Source organism: Mycobacterium sp. IEC1808 (assembly GCF_002101935.1).
Classification (GTDB): Bacteria; Actinomycetota; Actinomycetes; order Mycobacteriales; family Mycobacteriaceae; genus Mycobacterium.
On record NZ_LQPV01000005.1, the window covers coordinates 396,787 to 415,745 of the forward strand.

Below are 18,959 nucleotides of genomic sequence, written 5' to 3' on the forward strand. Positions count from 1 at the left end.
GGGCTTATTCGCGGCCGTCGGCGCGCCAATGTACGACCTCGAGCGCCACGGCCACGTTGACGCTGTTCTCGGCAAGCGGCCGGGGGAGGAGTTCGTCGGCGCGGGTGAGTTGGCGAAGCAGCGTGTTGCGATGCGTATAGAGGCGCGTCGCCGCGCGGGACGCGTTGCACTGTTCGTTGATGAATGTACGCACGGCCGTGCGCAATTCCGGGCTGGCCGACTCGAAATCCCCGAGTGTGCGCTTGACGAATCGGTCCGCCCGCGTTGCGTCCTGGGTCACGAGCGACACCAATTCGACCGTGTCGAAACCGGCCACGCGCTGCGCGGAGTGCAGCCGGACCAGTAAGCGCTGCGTCGCCACGGCGTCGAAATGACTGCTACGGAAGCCGTCGATCCCCGGGGCCGTCGCCCCGACCGCGATCCGGACGCCCCGCATGTCGTCGATGGCACTTTCCAGACGCTCGAGATCGGGCGGGGCAGCGCCCGTTATCCATACCCAGCGGGTCGCGACCGTAGCGACGACGGTCAGCGTCCGATCGGAGCGTGCGACGCGTGCGAGCGCTTCCGTGGCCCGGTTGAGCAGGGCCGGGTCCGAATCCGGCAGGTCACTCCAAACGATTGCCGCCGTGTGGTCTCCCTCGAGGTTGTACCCGAGCCGGCTGGCCGCACGCTGCTTTCCAACCGAGGCGCCGGCCAAGATCAGCTCCACGGTCTCTCGACGCTCGGCTTGGGTGCCGCGGGTCAATTCCTCTCTGTCTCTTTGCATTTGCTCGGCGATTGCGGCGTTGGTGTCATCGATGAACGAAAACATCGAGCGCGCGGAAACCGTCAGCAGCTCCTGGAGTTCGTCGTTGCGCGACGTGAGCCGGAACGCCAACGTCATCCAGCGCTGCCAGAAGACGCTTTGCAGGATCCGGTAGGCGCGCAAGGCCGACGGGGTCAGCCCGCGGCGCAGCAGGTCTCGCGCCAGGCTAAGCGGCTCCGGGCCCACGTTCGCCGCCACCGGCGCCCCCGGATCGTCGACGTTGGCCGCGGCCCAGTGCAGCACGTTCGACCGGATGACCCGCCGCAGCCCCGCCGCGAGCACCGGGTCGCCGGCGACCTCCTGCATGTTGGCCGCCGAGAGGATCGCCTCGTCGAGTTCGTCCAACCACGGCTGGGGGTTGTTGATGATCGTCGTGGCGCCCTGGCGTAGCAAGTCGCCAATCCGCTCGGGCGGACGCTGCCATTCCATGCGCGAAGCGTAGGCCCGGTCTGGTGCAGAGTGCACCAACTCCGGTGCGCTTTGACGTTGGTCGCGCCGCGCCGCCGGCCAACACTGAAGCCATGAACGAATCCCCCGACTTCGGAACCTTCGGCCGATACCAGGAGACCCCCGTCGACCAGATGCCCCCGGACATGAAGGCGGCCTATGACGTCACCACACAGCTGCGCGGCTTCGTTCCGGGGCCGCACAAGATCTGGTTGGCCAACCCGCGGCTGTCGCAGACGGTCGTGCCGACCGGAGCCTATTTCCAGACCGAGTCCACATTGACCAAGGCCGAGATCGAGATCGCCACCAACATGATCAACGGCAAGTGGTGCTCGGCCTACGGCAACTACGAGCACGAGATGATCGGCCAGTGGGCCGGCGGCCTCGCGCCGGAGCAGGTCCAAGCGTTGATCACCGGCTTGCCCACCTCGTTCGGCGACCCGCGCGAACAGGTTGTCTACGAAGTCACCGCGGCGTTGATCGCCCCGCGCGTGGTGCCGCTGGGCCTATACCGGCGCGCCAAAGAGCTGTTGGGCGACGCGGGCATCGTCGATCTCGCGATGCTGCTGGGCTGGTTTACCGGCGTGTCCTTCACGCTCGCCGCCTTCGACGTCCCGGCCAACGCCGTGGGCCTGAATCAGTAGTCAGAAAGGAACAACCCTCATGTCCACGACAACCGACGCCTTGGGCGGCCGACTGCCACTGGCTGACCCCGCCACCCTGACCGACGAGCAGCGCGAGCTGTTCGACCTGATGATGAACACGATGGTCCCGTGGGCCGACCAGGTGCCGTTCCAAAGCACCACGCCCGACGGACGACTCATCGGCCCCTTCAACCCGGCGCTGCTCAACCCGGCGACGGCGACGAAATTCCTGCAGCTGCAGTTCGCCGAACAGCTCAACACCTCGCTGGACGAACGGGTTCGCCAGGTCATCGTCTTGACCGTCGGGGCCATCTGGGGGGCTGACTACGAGCTGTACGCGCACGCCGCCGTCGCCCGGCAGGCTGGACTGCCCGAGTCGGCCATCCGTACGCTGGTCAGCGGCGGTGTTCCGGACGAGCTGACGGAGCGCGAGCGGCTCGCCCAGCGCGTCACCCGGCAACTCTGCCGCGACCACCGAGTCGGCGACGACCTGTACCGCGAGGCCGAAAACACTTTCGGCACATTGGGTTTGATTGACATGACCTCGCTCATCGGGGTGTACCACGGGGTGTGCATCACCCTGACCATGTTCGCCGTGCCGGCGCCCGGTCCGATCGTCCACGACCTCAACGACTCTCCAGGGCAAACGCGATGACGACGAACCACGCGCTGGTCGCGAAACTTGTTACCGTTGCCGAGTTTCCCGAGCGGTTCTTCCTGGAGAACATCGCGGTACGGCGCGACGGGTCGATCCTGGTGACCGTCTTGAACCGTAAGGAACTGTGGTGCGTCCCGGCGCCGGATGCCGACCTCCCGGTCGAGCCGACGCTGGTGCACACCTTCGACCACACGCCGATGGGAATCGTCGAAACCGAGCCCGACATCTTCTACGTGTGCACCTTCGGGATCGCCACCCTGGTGCGCATCGACATGCGGCGCTGGACGCCCGGCGTGCCTGCGGACGCAACCACCGTGCTGACCTTCGATCAGTACGGTGCCGTGCTCAACGGCTGCTGCCTCATCGCGCCACGCACCATCCTGATCGCCGATTCGGTGGGCGGGCTGATCTGGCGCGTCGACATTAGCGACGACGGACTGTCCGCGGGCGCCCGGGTCTGGCTGCGGCACGACTCGATGGCGTGGGACCCGGATAATCCGCTCAATCCCCAGCCGGGAATCAACGGCGTCCGCTTTGCGACGCGAACGAACTTCGTCTACTACACCTCGACGACACGGAAGTTGTTCATGCGCGTCGCGGTCGATCCCGTGTCGCGCGAACCCGCGAGCGAACCGGAGTACGTTGCGGGCGGGATCATGGCCGACGATTTCTGCATCGACGAGGACGGCGGCGTCGCCTACGTCACCACCCATCGGGAGAACACCATAGACCTTGTGCCGCTTCGGCCTAACGCGTCGCGGATCATCGTGGTCGGCGAGCCGTTCACCGAGCAACTGATCGGACCGTCCAGCGCCGCCTGGGCGCGCGGCCCGGCCGACTACGGCCGCGTCGCGTATGTCACCACCGACGGCGGCACTACCGCGCCGCCGCCGGACGGGAGGGTTCGGCCGGCGAAGGTGCTGCGGATCGAATTCGGCCAGAACACTGCGGGTTAGGGCGTGTCACCCGTTGTCGCCCATGACCGCGCCCTCGCGGCGGGGGTCGGCGCCACCGGCCCACTTCGACTCGTCCCGGACGATCGCCGACAGCCCGCTGGACTGATCGGTCAGGTTCACCTGATGCCCCAGCGCGCGCAGGCCGGTCACCAGCGGGTCGTGGTCGCCATTGTCGGACCTGTTGATCTCCGGATCCTCGCCGCCGACGTTGGTGGGCGGTGAATTGTCGGCGCCGAAGTCGACCAAGGACACCGCCTGCTGCGGGTTCAGGCCCCAATCCAGCATCGCCACAAGCGTTTTCACCACGAATTGGATGATCGTCGAACCACCGGGAGAGCCGGTCACGGCGTACAGCGCACCCCGCCCCGCCGGTGAGGAATCGAACACCAGCGTCGGCGCCATCGAGCTGCGTGGCCGTTTGCCGGGTTGCACGCGGTTGGCCGCCGGCGATCCGTCGGCCGCGCGGGGGTTGGCGGCGAAGTCGGTGAGCTGGTTGTTCAGGACGAACCCGTCGACCATGTGGAACGAACCGAACAACGACTCGACTGTCGTCGTGAACGAGGCCGCGTTGCCGTAGGAGTCGATGACGCTGACGTGGCTGGTGCCATGCTCCGTCCCGGGCGGCGCGACGCCGTTGGGCATGCCGAAGTCCCCCGGCCTGGCGGTTCCCATGCTGCGCTGCAGGGAAATCAGCGTGGCGCGCCCGGCCAGATACCCCGGATCGATCAGCGTGCTGAGAGAGCCGCCGGGCAACCCGACGAAATCGGCGTCCGCGACGTACTTGTCGCGGTCGGCGTAGGCCAATCGCTCGGCTTCGGAGACGAGGTGAACGCCCATCACGCTCGGGTGGCCCCCGTTGAGGTCGACGTCGGCGGGCGGGTAGTCACCCATCGAGAAGTGCTCGAGGATTCCCAGCGTGGCGGCCACCGCGACGCCGCCCGACGACGGCGTGGGCATGCCGCAGACCTGCCGGCCGCGATACGTCGTGCACAGCGGGTCGCGCCTCTTGGCGACGTAGCCCGCCAGGTCCTTCTCGGTCATCAGGCTTGGCGTGCGGCCGCCCGAGGTGTCGCGCGCCGCCGCGACGACGTCGTGCCCGATCTCGCCGGTGTAAAAGGCGTTAGCACCCGCGGAGGCGATGGCGGACAACGCTTTTGAGTACGCGGGGTTGGTCAGCCGCGTTCCCTCGGCCTTGGGGCTGCCGTCCGGGTTGAGAAAATATCCGCGCGCCGCCGCGTCGACGCGCAGCGGTGCCGTCGACTCGGCGATGGCGGCGGCCAGCCGGGGGCTGATGTCGAATCCGTTGTCGGCCAACGCCGTCGCGGGGGCGAAGAGATCGCGCCACGGCAGGTGGCCGTGGTCGGTGTGCACCAGCTCGAGCAACCGTGGAATGCCCGGGACGCCGATCGATCGTCCCGAGGCGCGCGCGTCGGGTCTGGGCGGGGAGCGGTCGGCGTCGCCGATCCAGCGCAGGTAGTTCTCGGTCGCCGCGGCGGGGGAGGTCTCGCGGCCGTCGTAGGCCTGTACGGATCCGGCCCGGGCGTCGTAGTAGAGCGCGAATCCGCCGCCGCCAAGCCCCGATGACTGCGGTTCGACCAAACCCAGGACCGCCTGGGCCGCCACCATCGCGTCGGCGGCCGTGCCGCCGTCGCGCAACACCCGGCACGCCGCCTGGGTCGACAGCGGGTTGGCGGTGGCCACGGCGTAGTGCGCCGTTCGCACGACGGTCATGTCGCTGCGGTAGCCGGTCGCGTTCTCGGGTTTGGTCGCAATGTTTCTCGGAGAGGGTGCCGACGGCGTCTGGGGCACCGGCGTGCCGTTGGGCACGATCTCGCACGGACCCGCGGCGGCGGGCGTAGCCGCGTGGTTTCCGCCGCTACACCCGGTCAGCCCCAACGCCAGCGCGGCCAGCAGGGCTCCGATCGAGCGGGTGTTCAAGACCCGAAGTGTACTGGACCGATCCGGGCGGCTGAGGCGGTAATCTGCTGGCTGCCCTACAGAATCGGGGACCAGGTATCGAAACACGAACGATTAACATCAACGTCAACGATGCGCGTCAGGGCGACGAAAGTGATAATAAAGGCACATCTTATTATCATTTAGCACTCTAAGTGATGATAAGCTGTGTCCATGCCATCAGCCAGCTCGGGCACCGCGGTGGGGTACGAAACCCTCACCTGGGGTATGCCGACCAAGGCGGGCTACCAGCGATCCGACCTGCGCGCAGCCCAGCGCCAGTCCGGCGAATACCAGGCCGCCATCCCCGCCGAGACTGCTCACCTCAACGTCAGCCTGCCGTCCGATGTCCTCGCCGACGCCCAAGAGGCCAGCCAGGAGATCGTGCGGTTCGATACAGAACTCGGAGGCGAAATCGCCCCATTCGCTTCTGTGCTGCTACGGACAGAATCGGCAGCCAGCTCTAAAATAGAGAACCTGACCGCGTCCGCGCGCGCGATCGCCGAGGCGGAAACGCTGGGAACCTCCAAGCGCCGCAACGCATCAATGATCGTCGCGAACACGAAGGCGATGCAGGCGGCGATCGAGCTGTCCGACGAGATCAGCGACGAGGCAATTCTGGCCATGCATTACGCGCTCATGCATGAGAGTGAACCGAGCATGGCCGGCAAATGGCGCACCGAGCAGGTGTGGGTCGGCGGAGGTAACTTCGGCCCACGCGGCGCCGATTTCATTGCGCCGCACCAGGACCGGGTCCCCGGTGCCATCGAGGATCTAGTCCAGTTTGCCAAGCGCAGTGACATCGCGGTCCTTCCGCAGATCGCAATTGCGCATGCACAATTCGAAACCATCCACCCGTTTCCCGACGGAAACGGGCGGACCGGGCGAGCCCTGATCCAGTCGATGCTGCGCAACAAGCGGTTAACTCGTCAGATCACGGTTCCCGTCTCAGCGGGCCTGCTAACGGACACCGATTCGTACTTCCAGGCACTAACCGCCTATCGCGAGGGTGATCCTGCGCCGATAGTCGAGAAAATGGCGGAGGCATCGATCCTGGCCGTCGTCAATGGTCGACAGCTAGTGGATGATCTGCAAACGATTAGAGGGCAGTGGGACTCGAAGATAACCGCCCGCCGCAATTCAGCCGTGCACCGTCTTGCGGACTTGTTGGTCAAACGCCCAGTGGTTAACGCGAAACTGATAAGCGACCAACTGGGCATCGCGATTAACAACGTCTACCGGTACTTGGACCCGCTTGCTGAGGCCAAGATCATCGTCGAGTTCACCGACCAGGCCCGTAATCGAGCCTGGCGCGCACCCGAAGTTCTCGACGCGCTGGATGCATTCGCGGAGCGGGCCGGCCGTCGGGCACTGCTAGCGTGAAGTCCGCCGGGCATTGCGCTGTGGGCCACCGACGGGCGGCTCGGTCGGTGTCGCCGGCGGCGAGGCGGCTGCCTGGGACCCTTTGCGTCAGGCGGCAATCCGGTCGGCTCGAATCTTGTGGGCCTGGTCAAAGCGATCCAGCACCGTCTCGGCCACCAATCGGTGCGCGCCCAGCGGCTCCGCCAGCTCAAAGCCGGCGTCGTCGGCGAAACCGCGCACCCGGTCCGGCAGCCGCCCCGGCGCAAGGAACCAGGGCGCGATGACCACCCGCCGGGCACCCTGCCGGCGCAACCGGCCGGCGGCTTCGGCCAGCGACGGTTCCGGGCGGGTCACAAACGCCGTCGTCGCACCCGCCCAGCTCGTGCCGACCAGCAGACGGGATGCCACCTGTCGAGTCCGCGCGTTGGCGACGGGGTCGGACGACCCGATCGCCGCCACGAGCACGCCGACCCGCTCGTCGTGCCGGGAGACGCCCAACTCCGTCACCCGCTGGCGCAGCAGCGAGATCAGCCGCGGATCCTCGCCGAGCACGTCGGCTTGGCCCGCATCGACGCCAGACCGGGCGATCTGGCGGGGAATGTCGATCCGGGCGTGGTAGGCGTCAGCCAACAACAGCGGGGTGACGAGGGCGTCGTCGCAGTCGCTCAGCACGTCGACCAGGCTCGGTGCGTTCAGCTCGCAGAAGGCAAGCCGCACGTCCAGGCCGGGCCGCGTGCGCGCCACCCGACGGGCGACGGCCCGCGCGTTGGCGGCCGAGCGTGGATCCTCGCTTCCGTGCGCGGTGAGCACGAGGCTGGTCACGACGCGTGCAGCCCGCATTCCGTCTTGGCATGGCCCTGCCAGCGGCCGCTGCGCGGGTCGGCCTCGTCGATCGGCTTGGCCGTGCACGGGGCGCAACCGATCGACGGATAGCCTTCGTAGACAAGGGGATTGACCAGCACGTCGTTCTCGTCGATGTAGTTCTGCATGTCGTCGTCGGTCCACGTGGCCAGGGGGTTGATCTTCACCAGCTTGTATCCCTCGTCGAAGCTGATCACCGGGGCGTTGGCGCGCGTCGGTGCGTCGCTGCGGCGCAGCCCGGTCACCCATGCCGAGTAACCGCGCAGCGCCTTGCCCAACGGGGCGACCTTCCGCAGCCGGCAGCACTCGCCCGGGTCGCGAGCGAACAGGTCCTTGCCCATCAGCCTGTCCTGCTCGGCCACGGTGTGCTCGGGCGTGACGTTGACCACCCGGATGTCGTAGACGGATTCGATGGCGTCCCGGGTACCGATGGTCTCCACGAAGTGGTAGCCGGTGTCCAGGAACATCACCGGCACGCCCGGACGCACCTTGGCGGCCAGATCGATCAGCACGGCCTCCTGCATGCTGGACGCCACGACGTAGTTGCACGTCGCCCAGCCGCGCGGCCCGTTGATTCCGCCGAAGTTCTCGTCGGTCCAACGCAGCAGCTCGGTGGCGCTGGCGCCCTCGAGTTCGGCGGCGCCCCGGGCAGCCAACTCGCGCAGTTGGGCTTCCGTCGGCCTCGTCGTTTCTGAGATCATCGCAAGTCGCCTTCTTCGGCGCGAACGACCCACTGCGCGAATCGTTCACCGTCGCTTCGGTGCTTGATGAAGTTGCGTACCACTCGCTCGATGTAGTCGCCCAGCTCGTCGCTGGTGACCTTGTGCTGCCGCAGTTTTCGGCCGAAGCCGCTGTCCAGGCCGAGGCTGCCGCCCAGGTGCACCTGGAACCCCTCGACCGAGCCGCCGTGGCCGTCGTCGACCATCTGGCCCTTGAATCCGATGTCGGCGACTTGAATCCGCGCGCACGAGTTCGGGCAACCGTTGATGTTGACCGTGATCGGCACGTCCAGCGCGGCGTTGAGGTCCTCCAGCCGACGCTCCAGCTCGGGCACCAAACCCTGTGCGCGCCCACGGGTTTCGGCGAACGACAGCTTACAGAACTCGATCCCGGTGCACGCCATGAGATTTCGGCGCCAACGCGACGGGCGCGATTGAAGCCCCAGCGCCTCCGCGCCGGCGATCAGCTCATCGAGCTTCTCGTCGGGCACGTCGAGGACGATCAGCTTCTGGTACGGGGTGAACCGGATGCGGTCCGAACCGGCCCGCTCGGCCAGGTCGGCCACCGCCGAGAGGATGGTGCCCGACACGCGCCCGGCGATCGGGGCGAGCCCGACGGCGTTGAGCCCGTTCTTGAGCCGCTGCACTCCGACGTGATCGATCGGATGCGGGACCGGCTCGGGGGCGGGGCCGTCGATCAGCGGGCGCTTGAGGTATTCGGTCTCGAGAACCTCCCGGAACTTTTCGATGCCCCAGTCCTTGATCAGGAACTTCAGCCGGGCCTTGGCCCGCAGCCGCCGATAGCCGTAGTCGCGGAAGATGGAGGTCACCGCGGCCCACACCTCGGGCACCTCGTCCAGCGGAACCCAGGCGCCGACCCGCTGGGCCAGCATCGGGTTCGTCGACAGGCCGCCGCCCACCCACAGATCCAGGCCGGGACCGTGCTCGGGATGGTTGACGCCGACGAACGCGATGTCGTTGATCTCGTGCACGACGTCCTGCAGGCCGGAGATGGCGGTCTTGTACTTGCGGGGCAGGTCGGCGAAGTCGGGCTTGCCGATGTAGCGGCGGACGATCTCGTCGATCGCCCAGCTCGGGTCGAGCACCTCGTCCAGGGACTCGCCGGCCAGGGGCGACCCGAGGATCACGCGCGGGCAGTCCCCGCACGCCTCGGCGGTCTGCAGGCCGACCTCGGCCAGACGCCGCCAGATCTCAGGGACGTTTTCCACCTCGATCCAGTGCATCTGCACGTTCTGCCGGTCGGAGATGTCGGCGGTGTCCCGGCCAAATTCGGTCGAGATCTGGCCGACCGTGCGCAAGGCGGCGGTGGAGAGCGCGCCGCCGTCGCAGCGAACCCGCATCATGAAGTACTTGGCCTCGAGCAAATCGGCGTTCTCGTCGCCGGTGAATGACCCGTCATAGCCCTGCTCGCGCTGGGTGTAGAGGCCCCACCAGCGGAAGCGGCCCCGCAGATCGGACTTCTCGATGCTGTCGAATCCGTCCTTGGCGTACACGTTTTCGATGCGTTCGCGCACGTCGAGCGGGGCGCCGGCCTGCTTCATCTCTTCGTTGGGATTCAGCGGCTCGCGATCGCCCAGCGCCCACTGACCCTCACTCCGGGCCTTGTTTTGGGCCCTGGCCGGATGGGCTGTGGTCATCGGGTCTCCTTCGCGAACATCGCAGGCTTGGACGCGCAGCACACCGCTTTTATTTCGGCTGCGCAGATCCGGCAGCCAGCTGAGTACAGGTGGGGCGGGTCTACGGCATCAAGGCAGACAGCAACAACAACAGCTGCATACGCGCTTGAGATCGATGTGCCGCCGAGCCACGAGGGCGATACGCAAGCTGCGATTGGCGACGGTCACGGCAGCCATTCTGCCATGGACCGCGACAAGCTTCGCCATCAGGCCATATTTTTCCTCACGCTGACCCAAAGTAGGGCGCGACCCTGGGCGCTTGGGCAGACGCAGCCGCGAATCGCCTGGGAATCAGGTCCTGCTGATCGAGCCCGCGTTACCCGGCCTGAACTGCGCCTTTCGTCTCGCTCGACGGCGGGAGCTCTCGACGTGGGAAAATTCGGCATGCCACTTGCCGAGGCCCCGGTTGACCTGCCCGCCTTGCGGCCGAACCCCGGCCAGCCCTTCGGGTTGTACATCCACGTCCCGTTCTGCATAACCCGCTGCGGATACTGCGACTTCAACACCTACACCCCAGCCGAGCTGGGCGGCGTCAACCCGGACGCCTGGCTGCAGGCACTGGGAACGGAGCTGCAGCTGGCGGCCGCCCGGCTGGACGGACCGACCGTCAGCACGGTGTTCGTCGGCGGGGGCACCCCTTCGCTGCTGGGCGGCGCGCGCGTGGCCAAGCTGCTGGACATGGTGCGTGAGCACTTCGCCCTGGCGCCGGACGCCGAGATCACCACCGAGGCCAACCCGGAGTCGGCGTGGCCGGACTTTTTCGCGGCCATTCGCGCCGCCGGGTTCACCCGGGTGTCGCTCGGGATGCAGTCGGTGTCACCGCGGGTGCTCGGCGTCCTCGACCGGATCCACACCCCGAACCGCTCGGCGGCCGCGGCCCGCGAGGCGCTAGCGGAGGGCTTCGAACACGTCAGCCTCGACCTGATCTATGGGACGCCGGGAGAGTCCGACGACGACCTGCTGCGCTCCGTCGACACCGCGATCGAGACCGGCGTCGACCACGTCTCCGCCTACGCCTTGGTCGTGGAGGAGGGCACCGCGCTGGCGCGCCGGGTCCGGCGCGGGGAGCTGCCCGCCCCCGACGACGACGTGCTGGCGCACCGCTACGAATTGGTCGATGCCCGGCTTTCCGCGGCGGGGCTGTCCTGGTATGAGGTGTCCAACTGGAGCCGACCGGGCGGTGAGTGCCGGCACAACCTCGGTTACTGGGACGGCGGCCAGTGGTGGGGCGCAGGACCGGGTGCCCACGGGTATGTCGGTGCGACGCGCTGGTGGAATGTCAAGCACCCCAACGCCTACGCGGAGAAGCTGGCCGGCGGCGAACTGCCGGTGGCCGGCTTCGAGCAGTTGGACGGCGACGCGTTGCACACCGAGGAGGTGTTGCTGAAAACCCGTTTGCGCCAAGGACTTCCGCTGGATCGGTTGGGCGCAGCCGAACGCGAACGTGCCGAAACCTCCGTCGCGGACGGGTTGCTGGTATCCGAGGGCGACAACCTGGTGCTTACCCCGCGCGGCCGGCTGCTCGCCGATGCTGTGGTGCGCACGCTGCTGGGGTAGCCGTCAAGCGGCGCCCGGGAACCAATGTGCCACTAGGCGATTGAACTCGATGTAGAGCGGGATCCCGATGGTGACGTTGTAGGAGAACGTCAATCCCAGTGAGGCGGCCAGCGGCAGTGTCGGGCTGGCCTCGGGGATTGCCAGCCGTTGCACCGCCGGGACCGTGATGTAAGACGCCGCGCCGCACAGTACCGCGAACAGTACGTAAGTGCCCGGCTGGAAGTGGGTGTCGGTGAGGTCGGCGTAGCTGTAGGCGGCCAGGATCCCCAGCCCCGCAAACAAGTTGGGCGCCAGCAGGCCAAAGGCGATGAAGCCACGGCCGGCGAGCTTGAGGTCGTGCAACTTGCGGGACGCCGTCATACCCATCTCGAGCAGGAACAGGCAGAGCACGCCCTGGAACGCCGCGACGAAGAGTTCGTTCTGGTCGTGCACGACCTTCTGCCCCTGCAGTGCGCTGACGAAGCCGATGATGATGCCGCCGATCAGGAGGATGAGCCCCGGGTTGAGGAAGACCTCCTGCATCAGCTCACGGGAGAAGATCGGCATTCGCTTGGCCCTCCCGCGGACCGGGCTGTCGTCGGGCTCCCAGTTCGGATGCTCCAGCTTTTCCAGCGAGAGTTCCAGTTCCTGTTCGACGCCCTGTTGCTCCTCCTCGGAGCTGAGGCTCTGGCCGGGCAAGGGCCGTGCGGCGGTTCCGGGACCGACCCCGACGGCCACCGGCGCGACGTAGCCGGGCTCGTCGGGCATGTAGCCCGATTCGTCGAGACCCCGGTGGCGCAGCCGCATCACCAGATACAGCGCCACCAGGCAGCCCGGAATCTCCATGATGGCCAACAGGACTGGCATGTAGGCGTTGAAAGCGATGCCCACGCCCGACAGGACGGCGACGCAGGTGGCGAAGGTTCCGGCCGAATCCGAACCGTAATAGCCGGCGACGGTCGCGCGGTCGACTTGGCGCAGGCGGGTCGTATATTTCAGCACCACGTACGCCAGAACTCCGATGAGGAAGTTCAATGCGAAGCCCATCAACGCGAAGCCGGCGATGTTGTCGATGTCGGCCGGCTGGATCTTGGCGAGTTCTTCGCCTCCCTGCCAGCCGATCGACACCAGCAGGTACATGGTCAGGCCCTGATAGATCACGTACGGAAACTCGAACCGCACCTTCATGATCGGGATCAGGAAGCCGAAGTAGAAGAACAGCAATAGTGGCTTGAAGAGATTATGGGTGAAGTTATCCCAGAACTCATGCAGCATTAGCGCCTCCGACGGTCAATACGGCGGTGCCGCAAGCAGCATCCAACGCCGGGGAGTCCACGAACATCATTAGTACCTTGGGGACTCACGGGACTTGAGTCAACGGAGTGAAGGTGTCTTTACGAATCGTTAACAACGCGTAACCGGGGGACACAAACGTCCCGCCCGTCGCAGCGGGTTAGACGCGAGGCCGGCCAATGGCGTTGTGGGCCATTGGCCTTCGTCCAGGCTTTACGTGAACCAGTGCCCGACCAGGCGGTTGATCTCGATGTAGAGCGGGATTCCGATGGTGACGTTGTAGGAGAACGTCAAACCCAGTGATGCAGCCAGTGGCAGGGTGGGGCTGGCTTCCGGGATTGCCAGGCGCTGCACCGCTGGAACGGCAATGTACGAGGCCGCGCCACACAGGACGGCGAACAGCACGTAGGTTCCCGGCTTGAACTCGGTGTGGGTCAGGTAGGCATAGCTGTGCGCGACCAAGATCCCAAGCGGGGCAAAGATGTTCGGGGCAAGCAGCCCGAAGAAGATGAAACCGAGGCCCGCCGATCGCAGGTCCTTCAGCTTGCGTGACGCCGTCATGCCCATCTCGAGCAGGAAAAGGCACAGCACGCCTTGGAATGCCAGCACGAAGAACTTGTCGTCGTCGGCGACGACCTTCTGTCCCTGCAGCCCACTGATGAGGCCGATGAGGATGCCGCCCATCAGAAGCACGAGCCCGGGGTTGAGGAACACTTCTTGCAACAACTCGCGCGAGAAGATCGGCATCCGCTTGGGCTTGCCCAAGGCCGGGGTTTGATCGGGCTCCCAGTTCGGGTGCTCCAGCTTTTCCATCGAGAGCTCGAGCTCCTGCTCGACGCCACGCTCGTTCTCGGCCGCGAGGCTCTGGCCCCGCGGGGGTCGCGCTGCGGTGCCGGGCCCGATCCCGACCTTCACCGGCGCGACGTAGCCGGGCTCGTCGGGCATGTAACCGGCTTCGCTCAGGCCACGGTGGCGCAGCCGCGCGACCAGGTACAGGGCGACCAGGCAGCCCGGAATCTCCATGACGGCCAACATGACCGGCATGTAGGCGTTGAACGCCATGCCGATCGCGGTCAGCACGGCCACGCAGGTGGCGAACGTTCCCGCTGAGTCCGACCCGTAATAGCCTGCGACCGTGGCCTTGTCGATTCGTCGCATCGAACTCATGCGCCCCAGGAGCAGGTAGGCCAACCCGCCGATCACGAAATTCAACACGAAGCCCAGAACCAAGAAACCCGTAATGGTGCCGATTTCGTCGGGCTTGATCTTGGCGAGCTCCTCACCGCCGTGCCAACCGATGGCCAGCAGCAGGTACATCGTCAGGCCCTGATAGATCACGTACGGGAACTCGAACCGCACCTTGAGGATCGGGATCAGGAAGCCAAAGTAAAAGAACAGCAGCAGCGGCTTGAACAGGTTGTGGGTGAAGTTGTGCCAGAACTCCTGCAGCATTTGGTGCCTCTCTTCAGTGATCCGATGATCAGGGAAAGCACCGTCCGCACGCGGGCTATCACGAACATCCCGATGATCGTGCAAGAATTTAGCCCCGCCGTGGGGGGCCCGCCACTCGGAAATCGCCCGAGAAACCCACGGTTAACATCGGCGTGACGCAATATCTGATTTCGCCAAAGCCGGAGGTCACAGCGGTGCTGGTAGGGATGGGTAAAGCGCGCTGGACGTGAATCCTCTGTGACTTTTCTGGGGATTGACTGTGTGCATGGGCGTGGCGGTGTCTCGGCCGGGGTGTGGGCCCGACGCGTCCGCCCCGGCCAAGGGGAGGGGTTGCGCAGACTTACATAGGTTAGGCTACATTTACTAACTGTGACCGAGCTCAGCGTCGAGACGAATCCCGCCGGCTCCGCGTCACCGCTGATTCCCTTAATTCCCGGCATCGATCCGGCGGACCTCGCAGCCCAGCTGGCCGCCGCGCTGCCCGAGCGCTCGGGCGAGGAGTACCTCCTCTACGAGCGCAACGGGCAATGGGTTCTGGCCAGCGGCGTGCGGGCGATGGTGGAGCTGGACAGCGACGAGCTGCGGGTGATCCGCGACGGCACCACCCAGCGGCAACAGTGGTCCGGACGGCCCGGGCCCGTGCTGGGTGAAGCCATCGACCGGTTGCTGCTCGAAACCGACCAGCTTTTCGGTTGGGTCGCCTTTGAATTCGGCGTCTACCGCTACGGGCTGCAGCAACGGCTCGCACCGCAGACGCCGCTGGCGCGGCTGTTTTGGCCCCGCACCCGCTTCGTGGTGAGCGAGGAGGGCATTCGCCTGCACGGTGCCGACGTCGCGCACGCCGAGACGGTGCGCCGCCTGTTGAGCGACGGCGTCGCCGGCGTGCCGGACGCCCGCGCCATTGACTTGAGCGATGACCCGTCGGGCTACCGCACCCGAGTGGCGGCGGCCGTCCGCGAGATCGCCAACGGCGATTACCACAAGGTGATCCTCTCGCGTTGCGTCGAAGTGCCCTTCCCGCTTGACTTTCCGTCCACCTACCGGCTGGGCCGCCGGCACAACACACCGGTGCGGTCGTTCTTGTTGCGGCTCGGCGGCATGCGCGCCGTGGGTTACAGCCCCGAACTTGTCGCGGCCGTTCAACACGACGGGACGGTGGTGACCGAGCCACTGGCCGGGACGCGCGCGCTCGGTCGTGGCGCGGCGCATGATCGCCAGGCCCGCGACGAATTGGAGTCGAACTCCAAAGAGATTGTCGAGCACGCCATTTCGGTACGCAGCTCGCTACAGGAGATAACGGAGATCGCCGAGCCGGGGACCTCGGTCGTCAGCGACTTCATGACCGTGCGGGAGCGGGGGAGCGTGCAGCACCTCGGCTCGACGGTCAGCGCCCGCCTGGACGCGTCGAGGGACCGGATGGACGCGCTGGAGGCGCTCTTTCCGGCCGTCACGGCCTCCGGCATCCCGAAGGCGGCCGGCGTCGAGGCCATCCTGCGGCTCGACGAAGGACCGCGCGGCCTCTATTCCGGTGCCGTGGTGGTGGTTTCGGCCGACGGCGGCCTGGATGCGGCGCTGACGCTGCGCGCGGCCTACGAGTGCGACGGCAAGACGTGGTTGCGCGCCGGCGCGGGCATCATCGAAGAGTCCGAGCCCGAGCGCGAGTTCGAGGAGACCTGCGAAAAGCTGTCCACGCTCGCGCCTTACCTGATTCCCCGGCAGTAGCTTTCCGAGGCCGATTTCCCGCGGCCGCCCTTCCTCGGTGTGTCGCGGCTCTCCCCGCCATGGGACCTTTGGCCCTATTTCGCCTTTTACCCGGCGTGTCATCTTGGTGTAACTGCATGACACAGTAAATTCAGTGTTACTGATCGCAACACATAACTGGGAGGGCTCCGTGTCCGACGGCTTGACCAACTTGCAGCTACTTCGCGAGCTAGAACCCGTGGTCGAAAAATTGCTCGACCGCCACCTCTCGCTGTTCAAGGAGTGGAACCCGCACGATTACATCCCGTGGTCGGACGGCAAGAACTTCTACGCACTGGACGGCCAGGACTGGGAGCCCGGACAGAGCCGGTTGTCCGACGTGGCGCAGGTCGCGATGGTGCAAAACCTGCTGACCGAGGACAATTTGCCGTCATATCACCGCGAGATCGCGATGAACTTCACCATGGACGGCCCGTGGGGACAGTGGGTGAACCGCTGGACCGCCGAGGAGAACAGGCACAGCACGGCGCTGCGCGACTACCTGGTGGTCACCCGCGCGGTCGACCCGGTCGAGCTGGAGAAGCTCCGGTTGGAGCAAATGACTCGAGGGTTCAGCCCCGGCCAGAACCACCAGGGTGACATGTTCGCTGACAGCCTGTTCGATTCGGTGATGTATGTGTCGTTTCAGGAGTTGGCCACCCGCGTCGCCCACCGCAACACGGGCAAAGTCGCCGGCGACACCGTCGCGGAACAGCTGATGGCCCAGGTGTCGCACGACGAGAACCTGCACATGATCTTCTACCGGGACGTCAGCGCCGCCGGTCTGGACATCGCGCCCAACCAGGCGATGCGCTCGGTGCACCGGATCCTGCGCAACTTCAAGATGCCCGGGTTCACCGTGCCGGAGTTTCGGCGCAAGGCCGTGATCATCGCGGTCGGCGGCGTCTACGACCCGCGCATCCATCTCGACGAGGTGGTCATGCCGGTATTGAAGAAATGGCGCATCTTCGAGCGCGATGACTTCACCGGGGAGGCGGCCCGGATGCGCGACGATCTCGGGGTGCTGATCAAGGAACTCGAAGTGGCCAGCGACAAATTCGACGAATCCAAGCAGCGCTACCTCGAGCGGGAGGCCCGCAAGACGGAACGGATCACCGCCAACAAGGTCCTCAAAACCGAAGGGACGCTGACGCTTAGCGGACGCTAGCCGTTGTCGATTGATCGCACGATCGCCTTCTTGTCGATCTTGCCGATCGGCGTCGTGGGCAGCGCCGCCAGCGCGACCAGCACGTCGGGCCGGGCGTGGGCGGCGACGCCGCGCCCGTCGAGGTGGGCGTTGAGCTCGGCGAGCGTCAACTGGTCTCGATCGAAAACAACCGCCGCGCAGATCTTTTCGCCCAGGTACGGGTCGGGCAGCGCAACCGCCGCCGCCGAACGGATCGCGGGATGGCTCAGCATGTGCTCTTCGAGTTCGGCCGCCGCGATCGTCTCGCCGGCGCGACAGATGACGTCCTTGATCCGGCCGGTGACCACCAGGTAGCCGTCGTCCCTGCGGCGGACGAGATCACCGCTGCGGTAGAAGCCGTCGGGATCGAAGCAGCGCTCGTTGTCGCGTTCGGCGCGGAAGTAGCCGTTGAGCGTGTACGGCCCGCGCACCAGCAGCTCGCCCTCCTCGCCGGGCGCCACCGGCCGGCCGGCCCCGTCGACGATGCGCAACTCGTCGGCCGCACACAGCGGACGGCCCTGGGTGTTCTCGACGACTTCCGGGGGATCGTCCGGCCGGGTGTAGCAGAGCAGCCCCTCGGCCATCCCGAACACCTGCTGCACGCCCCGCGTCAGCGTGGCGCGCACCAGGCGGGCGTCCGTCGGCTCCAGCCTCGCTCCGCCAATCTGCAAGAGCCGCAACGACTTCGGAGTCACCGGCTCCCACTCACAGGCCTGGGCCCACAGCCTGGCGAGGGCCGGCACCAGGGCCGTCACGGTCACGCGGTGGCGCGCGATGGCGGCAAAGGCGGCCTCCGGGCTGGGATCGGCGCCGAACACCGTCGTGGCGCCGACGGACATCGCGCCCAGCAGGCCGGGGCAGGCCAGCGGGAAGTTGTGGCCCGCGGGCAGCACCGCGAGATAGACGTCGTCCGCCGTCAGCCGGCAGACCTCGGCGCTGGCCGTCGCGTTGAACACGTAGTCGTCGTGGGTGCGGGGGATCAGCTTGGGGGTGCCGGTGGTGCCGCCCGAAACCAGCAGCAGCGCCGGCATTGCCGGGTCGGAAGGCGGGGCCGGCGAGCCGACGCTGCCTTGTTCGCACAGGTGCGTCCAGCCGGTGAACTTCCCGGGGTCACCGTCGACGATCACATGCCTGAGCGCCGGGTGCGCATCGACGAGCTCGCGCGCCATCGCCGGATAGTCGAAACCGCTTGCGGCATCCGGTATCACGAGGGCGGTCGCCTCACTGACGGCGGCGAAGTGGCCCAATTCGGCGGCCCGGTGAGCGGGAAGGCACATCACCGGGATCGCGCCGGCCCGCAGAAGCCCGAACAGCGCCGCGGCGAATTCGCGGCCGTTCGGCAGCTGGAGCAGGACCCGGTCGCCGGGCGCCACGCCCAGCGCGCGCAGCCCGGTTGCCGCGCGGGTGACCCGCTCGTCGAGCTCCGCGTAGCTGTATCCGGCGTCGGCCCCCGCGTCGACGACAGCGGTCCGGTTCGGCCAGCGGCGCGCCGCGTCGGTGAGGATCGTGTCCAGGGTGCGTCCCGTCCAGTAGCCCGCCGCGCGATACGACTCGGCCCGGCCGGCCGGGAACGGCACGAATCCCTCTAGGCCCGCCGACGGTCGCGTGGGGTTGGGGACCATTGGTCTCCTCGGGCTCGGGGGGTGG

At 66.8% G+C, this 18,959-nt stretch carries 15 protein-coding genes; 7 read left to right on the forward strand and 8 right to left on the reverse strand.

Annotated features, from left to right (window positions below; genetic code table 11):
* Positions 1-4 precede the first annotated feature (4 nt).
* Positions 5-1,234: a PucR family transcriptional regulator gene (locus tag AWB92_RS02970; protein ID WP_085183976.1), complete on the reverse strand. Its 1,230-nt coding sequence runs from the start codon at positions 1,232-1,234 to the stop codon at positions 5-7.
* 92 nt (positions 1,235-1,326) lie between these two features.
* Here AWB92_RS02970 and AWB92_RS02975 point away from each other — a divergent pair, with 92 nt between their 5' ends.
* From AWB92_RS02975 to AWB92_RS02985, 3 genes are read left to right on the forward strand one after another with little or no spacing between them, the layout of a single operon-like run.
* Positions 1,327-1,896, forward strand: coding sequence for a carboxymuconolactone decarboxylase (locus tag AWB92_RS02975; RefSeq protein WP_085183977.1), 570 nt, complete (start codon positions 1,327-1,329; stop codon positions 1,894-1,896).
* A 19-nt stretch (positions 1,897-1,915) separates the two neighbouring features.
* Positions 1,916-2,551, forward strand: coding sequence for a carboxymuconolactone decarboxylase family protein (locus AWB92_RS02980; protein ID WP_241523341.1), 636 nt, complete (start codon positions 1,916-1,918; stop codon positions 2,549-2,551).
* Positions 2,548-3,510, forward strand: a complete 963-nt coding sequence (locus AWB92_RS02985) for a hypothetical protein (protein ID WP_085183978.1) — start codon at positions 2,548-2,550, stop codon at positions 3,508-3,510. Before AWB92_RS02980 ends, AWB92_RS02985 begins: the two co-directional genes overlap by 4 nt.
* A gap of 6 nt (positions 3,511-3,516) precedes the next feature.
* Here AWB92_RS02985 and AWB92_RS02990 read toward each other — a convergent pair whose 3' ends face one another.
* Positions 3,517-5,448, reverse strand: a complete 1,932-nt coding sequence (locus tag AWB92_RS02990) for a gamma-glutamyltransferase family protein (RefSeq protein WP_193791382.1) — start codon at positions 5,446-5,448, stop codon at positions 3,517-3,519.
* Between the two features lie 192 nt (positions 5,449-5,640).
* Here AWB92_RS02990 and AWB92_RS02995 point away from each other — a divergent pair, with 192 nt between their 5' ends.
* Positions 5,641-6,849, forward strand: coding sequence for a Fic family protein (locus tag AWB92_RS02995; protein WP_085183979.1), 1,209 nt, complete (start codon positions 5,641-5,643; stop codon positions 6,847-6,849).
* Between the two features lie 87 nt (positions 6,850-6,936).
* On the opposite strand, the gene AWB92_RS03000 is transcribed toward AWB92_RS02995, so the two are convergent.
* The 3 genes from AWB92_RS03000 to AWB92_RS03010 are packed head-to-tail and all read right to left on the reverse strand — an operon-like array spanning position 6,937 to position 10,066.
* Positions 6,937-7,650: a sirohydrochlorin chelatase gene (locus AWB92_RS03000; RefSeq protein ID WP_241523342.1), complete on the reverse strand. Its 714-nt coding sequence runs from the start codon at positions 7,648-7,650 to the stop codon at positions 6,937-6,939.
* Positions 7,647-8,390 (reverse strand): phosphoadenylyl-sulfate reductase, encoded by a 744-nt coding sequence (locus tag AWB92_RS03005; protein WP_068110306.1) that lies wholly within the window; start codon positions 8,388-8,390, stop codon positions 7,647-7,649. The genes AWB92_RS03000 and AWB92_RS03005 overlap by 4 nt, the downstream gene beginning before the upstream one ends.
* Positions 8,387-10,066, reverse strand: coding sequence for a nitrite/sulfite reductase (locus tag AWB92_RS03010; protein WP_085183981.1), 1,680 nt, complete (start codon positions 10,064-10,066; stop codon positions 8,387-8,389). Before AWB92_RS03010 ends, AWB92_RS03005 begins: the two co-directional genes overlap by 4 nt.
* Positions 10,067-10,489: 423 nt before the next feature.
* On the opposite strand from AWB92_RS03010, the gene hemW reads away from it, so the two are divergent.
* The gene (hemW, locus tag AWB92_RS03015) at positions 10,490-11,662 is read left to right on the forward strand and encodes a radical SAM family heme chaperone HemW (protein WP_085184082.1); all 1,173 of its coding nucleotides are present in this window, start codon (positions 10,490-10,492) and stop codon (positions 11,660-11,662) included.
* Between the two features lie 3 nt (positions 11,663-11,665).
* On the opposite strand, the gene AWB92_RS03020 is transcribed toward hemW, so the two are convergent.
* Positions 11,666-12,916 (reverse strand): sodium-dependent bicarbonate transport family permease, encoded by a 1,251-nt coding sequence (locus AWB92_RS03020; protein ID WP_085183982.1) that lies wholly within the window; start codon positions 12,914-12,916, stop codon positions 11,666-11,668.
* A 231-nt stretch (positions 12,917-13,147) separates the two neighbouring features.
* Complete coding sequence (locus AWB92_RS03025; RefSeq protein WP_085183983.1) at positions 13,148-14,386, reverse strand: sodium-dependent bicarbonate transport family permease; 1,239 nt, start codon at positions 14,384-14,386, stop codon at positions 13,148-13,150.
* A 369-nt stretch (positions 14,387-14,755) separates the two neighbouring features.
* On the opposite strand from AWB92_RS03025, the gene AWB92_RS03030 reads away from it, so the two are divergent.
* Both AWB92_RS03030 and AWB92_RS03035 read left to right on the forward strand, forming a co-directional pair.
* A complete protein-coding gene (locus AWB92_RS03030; protein WP_085183984.1) occupies positions 14,756-16,108 on the forward strand; it encodes a salicylate synthase in 1,353 nt (450 codons plus the stop codon).
* Between the two features lie 169 nt (positions 16,109-16,277).
* Positions 16,278-17,294 (forward strand): acyl-ACP desaturase, encoded by a 1,017-nt coding sequence (locus AWB92_RS03035; protein WP_085183985.1) that lies wholly within the window; start codon positions 16,278-16,280, stop codon positions 17,292-17,294.
* Here AWB92_RS03035 and AWB92_RS03040 read toward each other — a convergent pair.
* Positions 17,291-18,934 carry an AMP-binding protein gene (locus tag AWB92_RS03040; protein WP_085183986.1) on the reverse strand — a complete coding sequence of 548 codons (1,644 nt, stop codon included), beginning with the start codon at positions 18,932-18,934 and terminating at the stop codon, positions 17,291-17,293. The genes AWB92_RS03035 and AWB92_RS03040 overlap by 4 nt on opposite strands.
* Positions 18,935-18,959 lie beyond the last annotated feature (25 nt).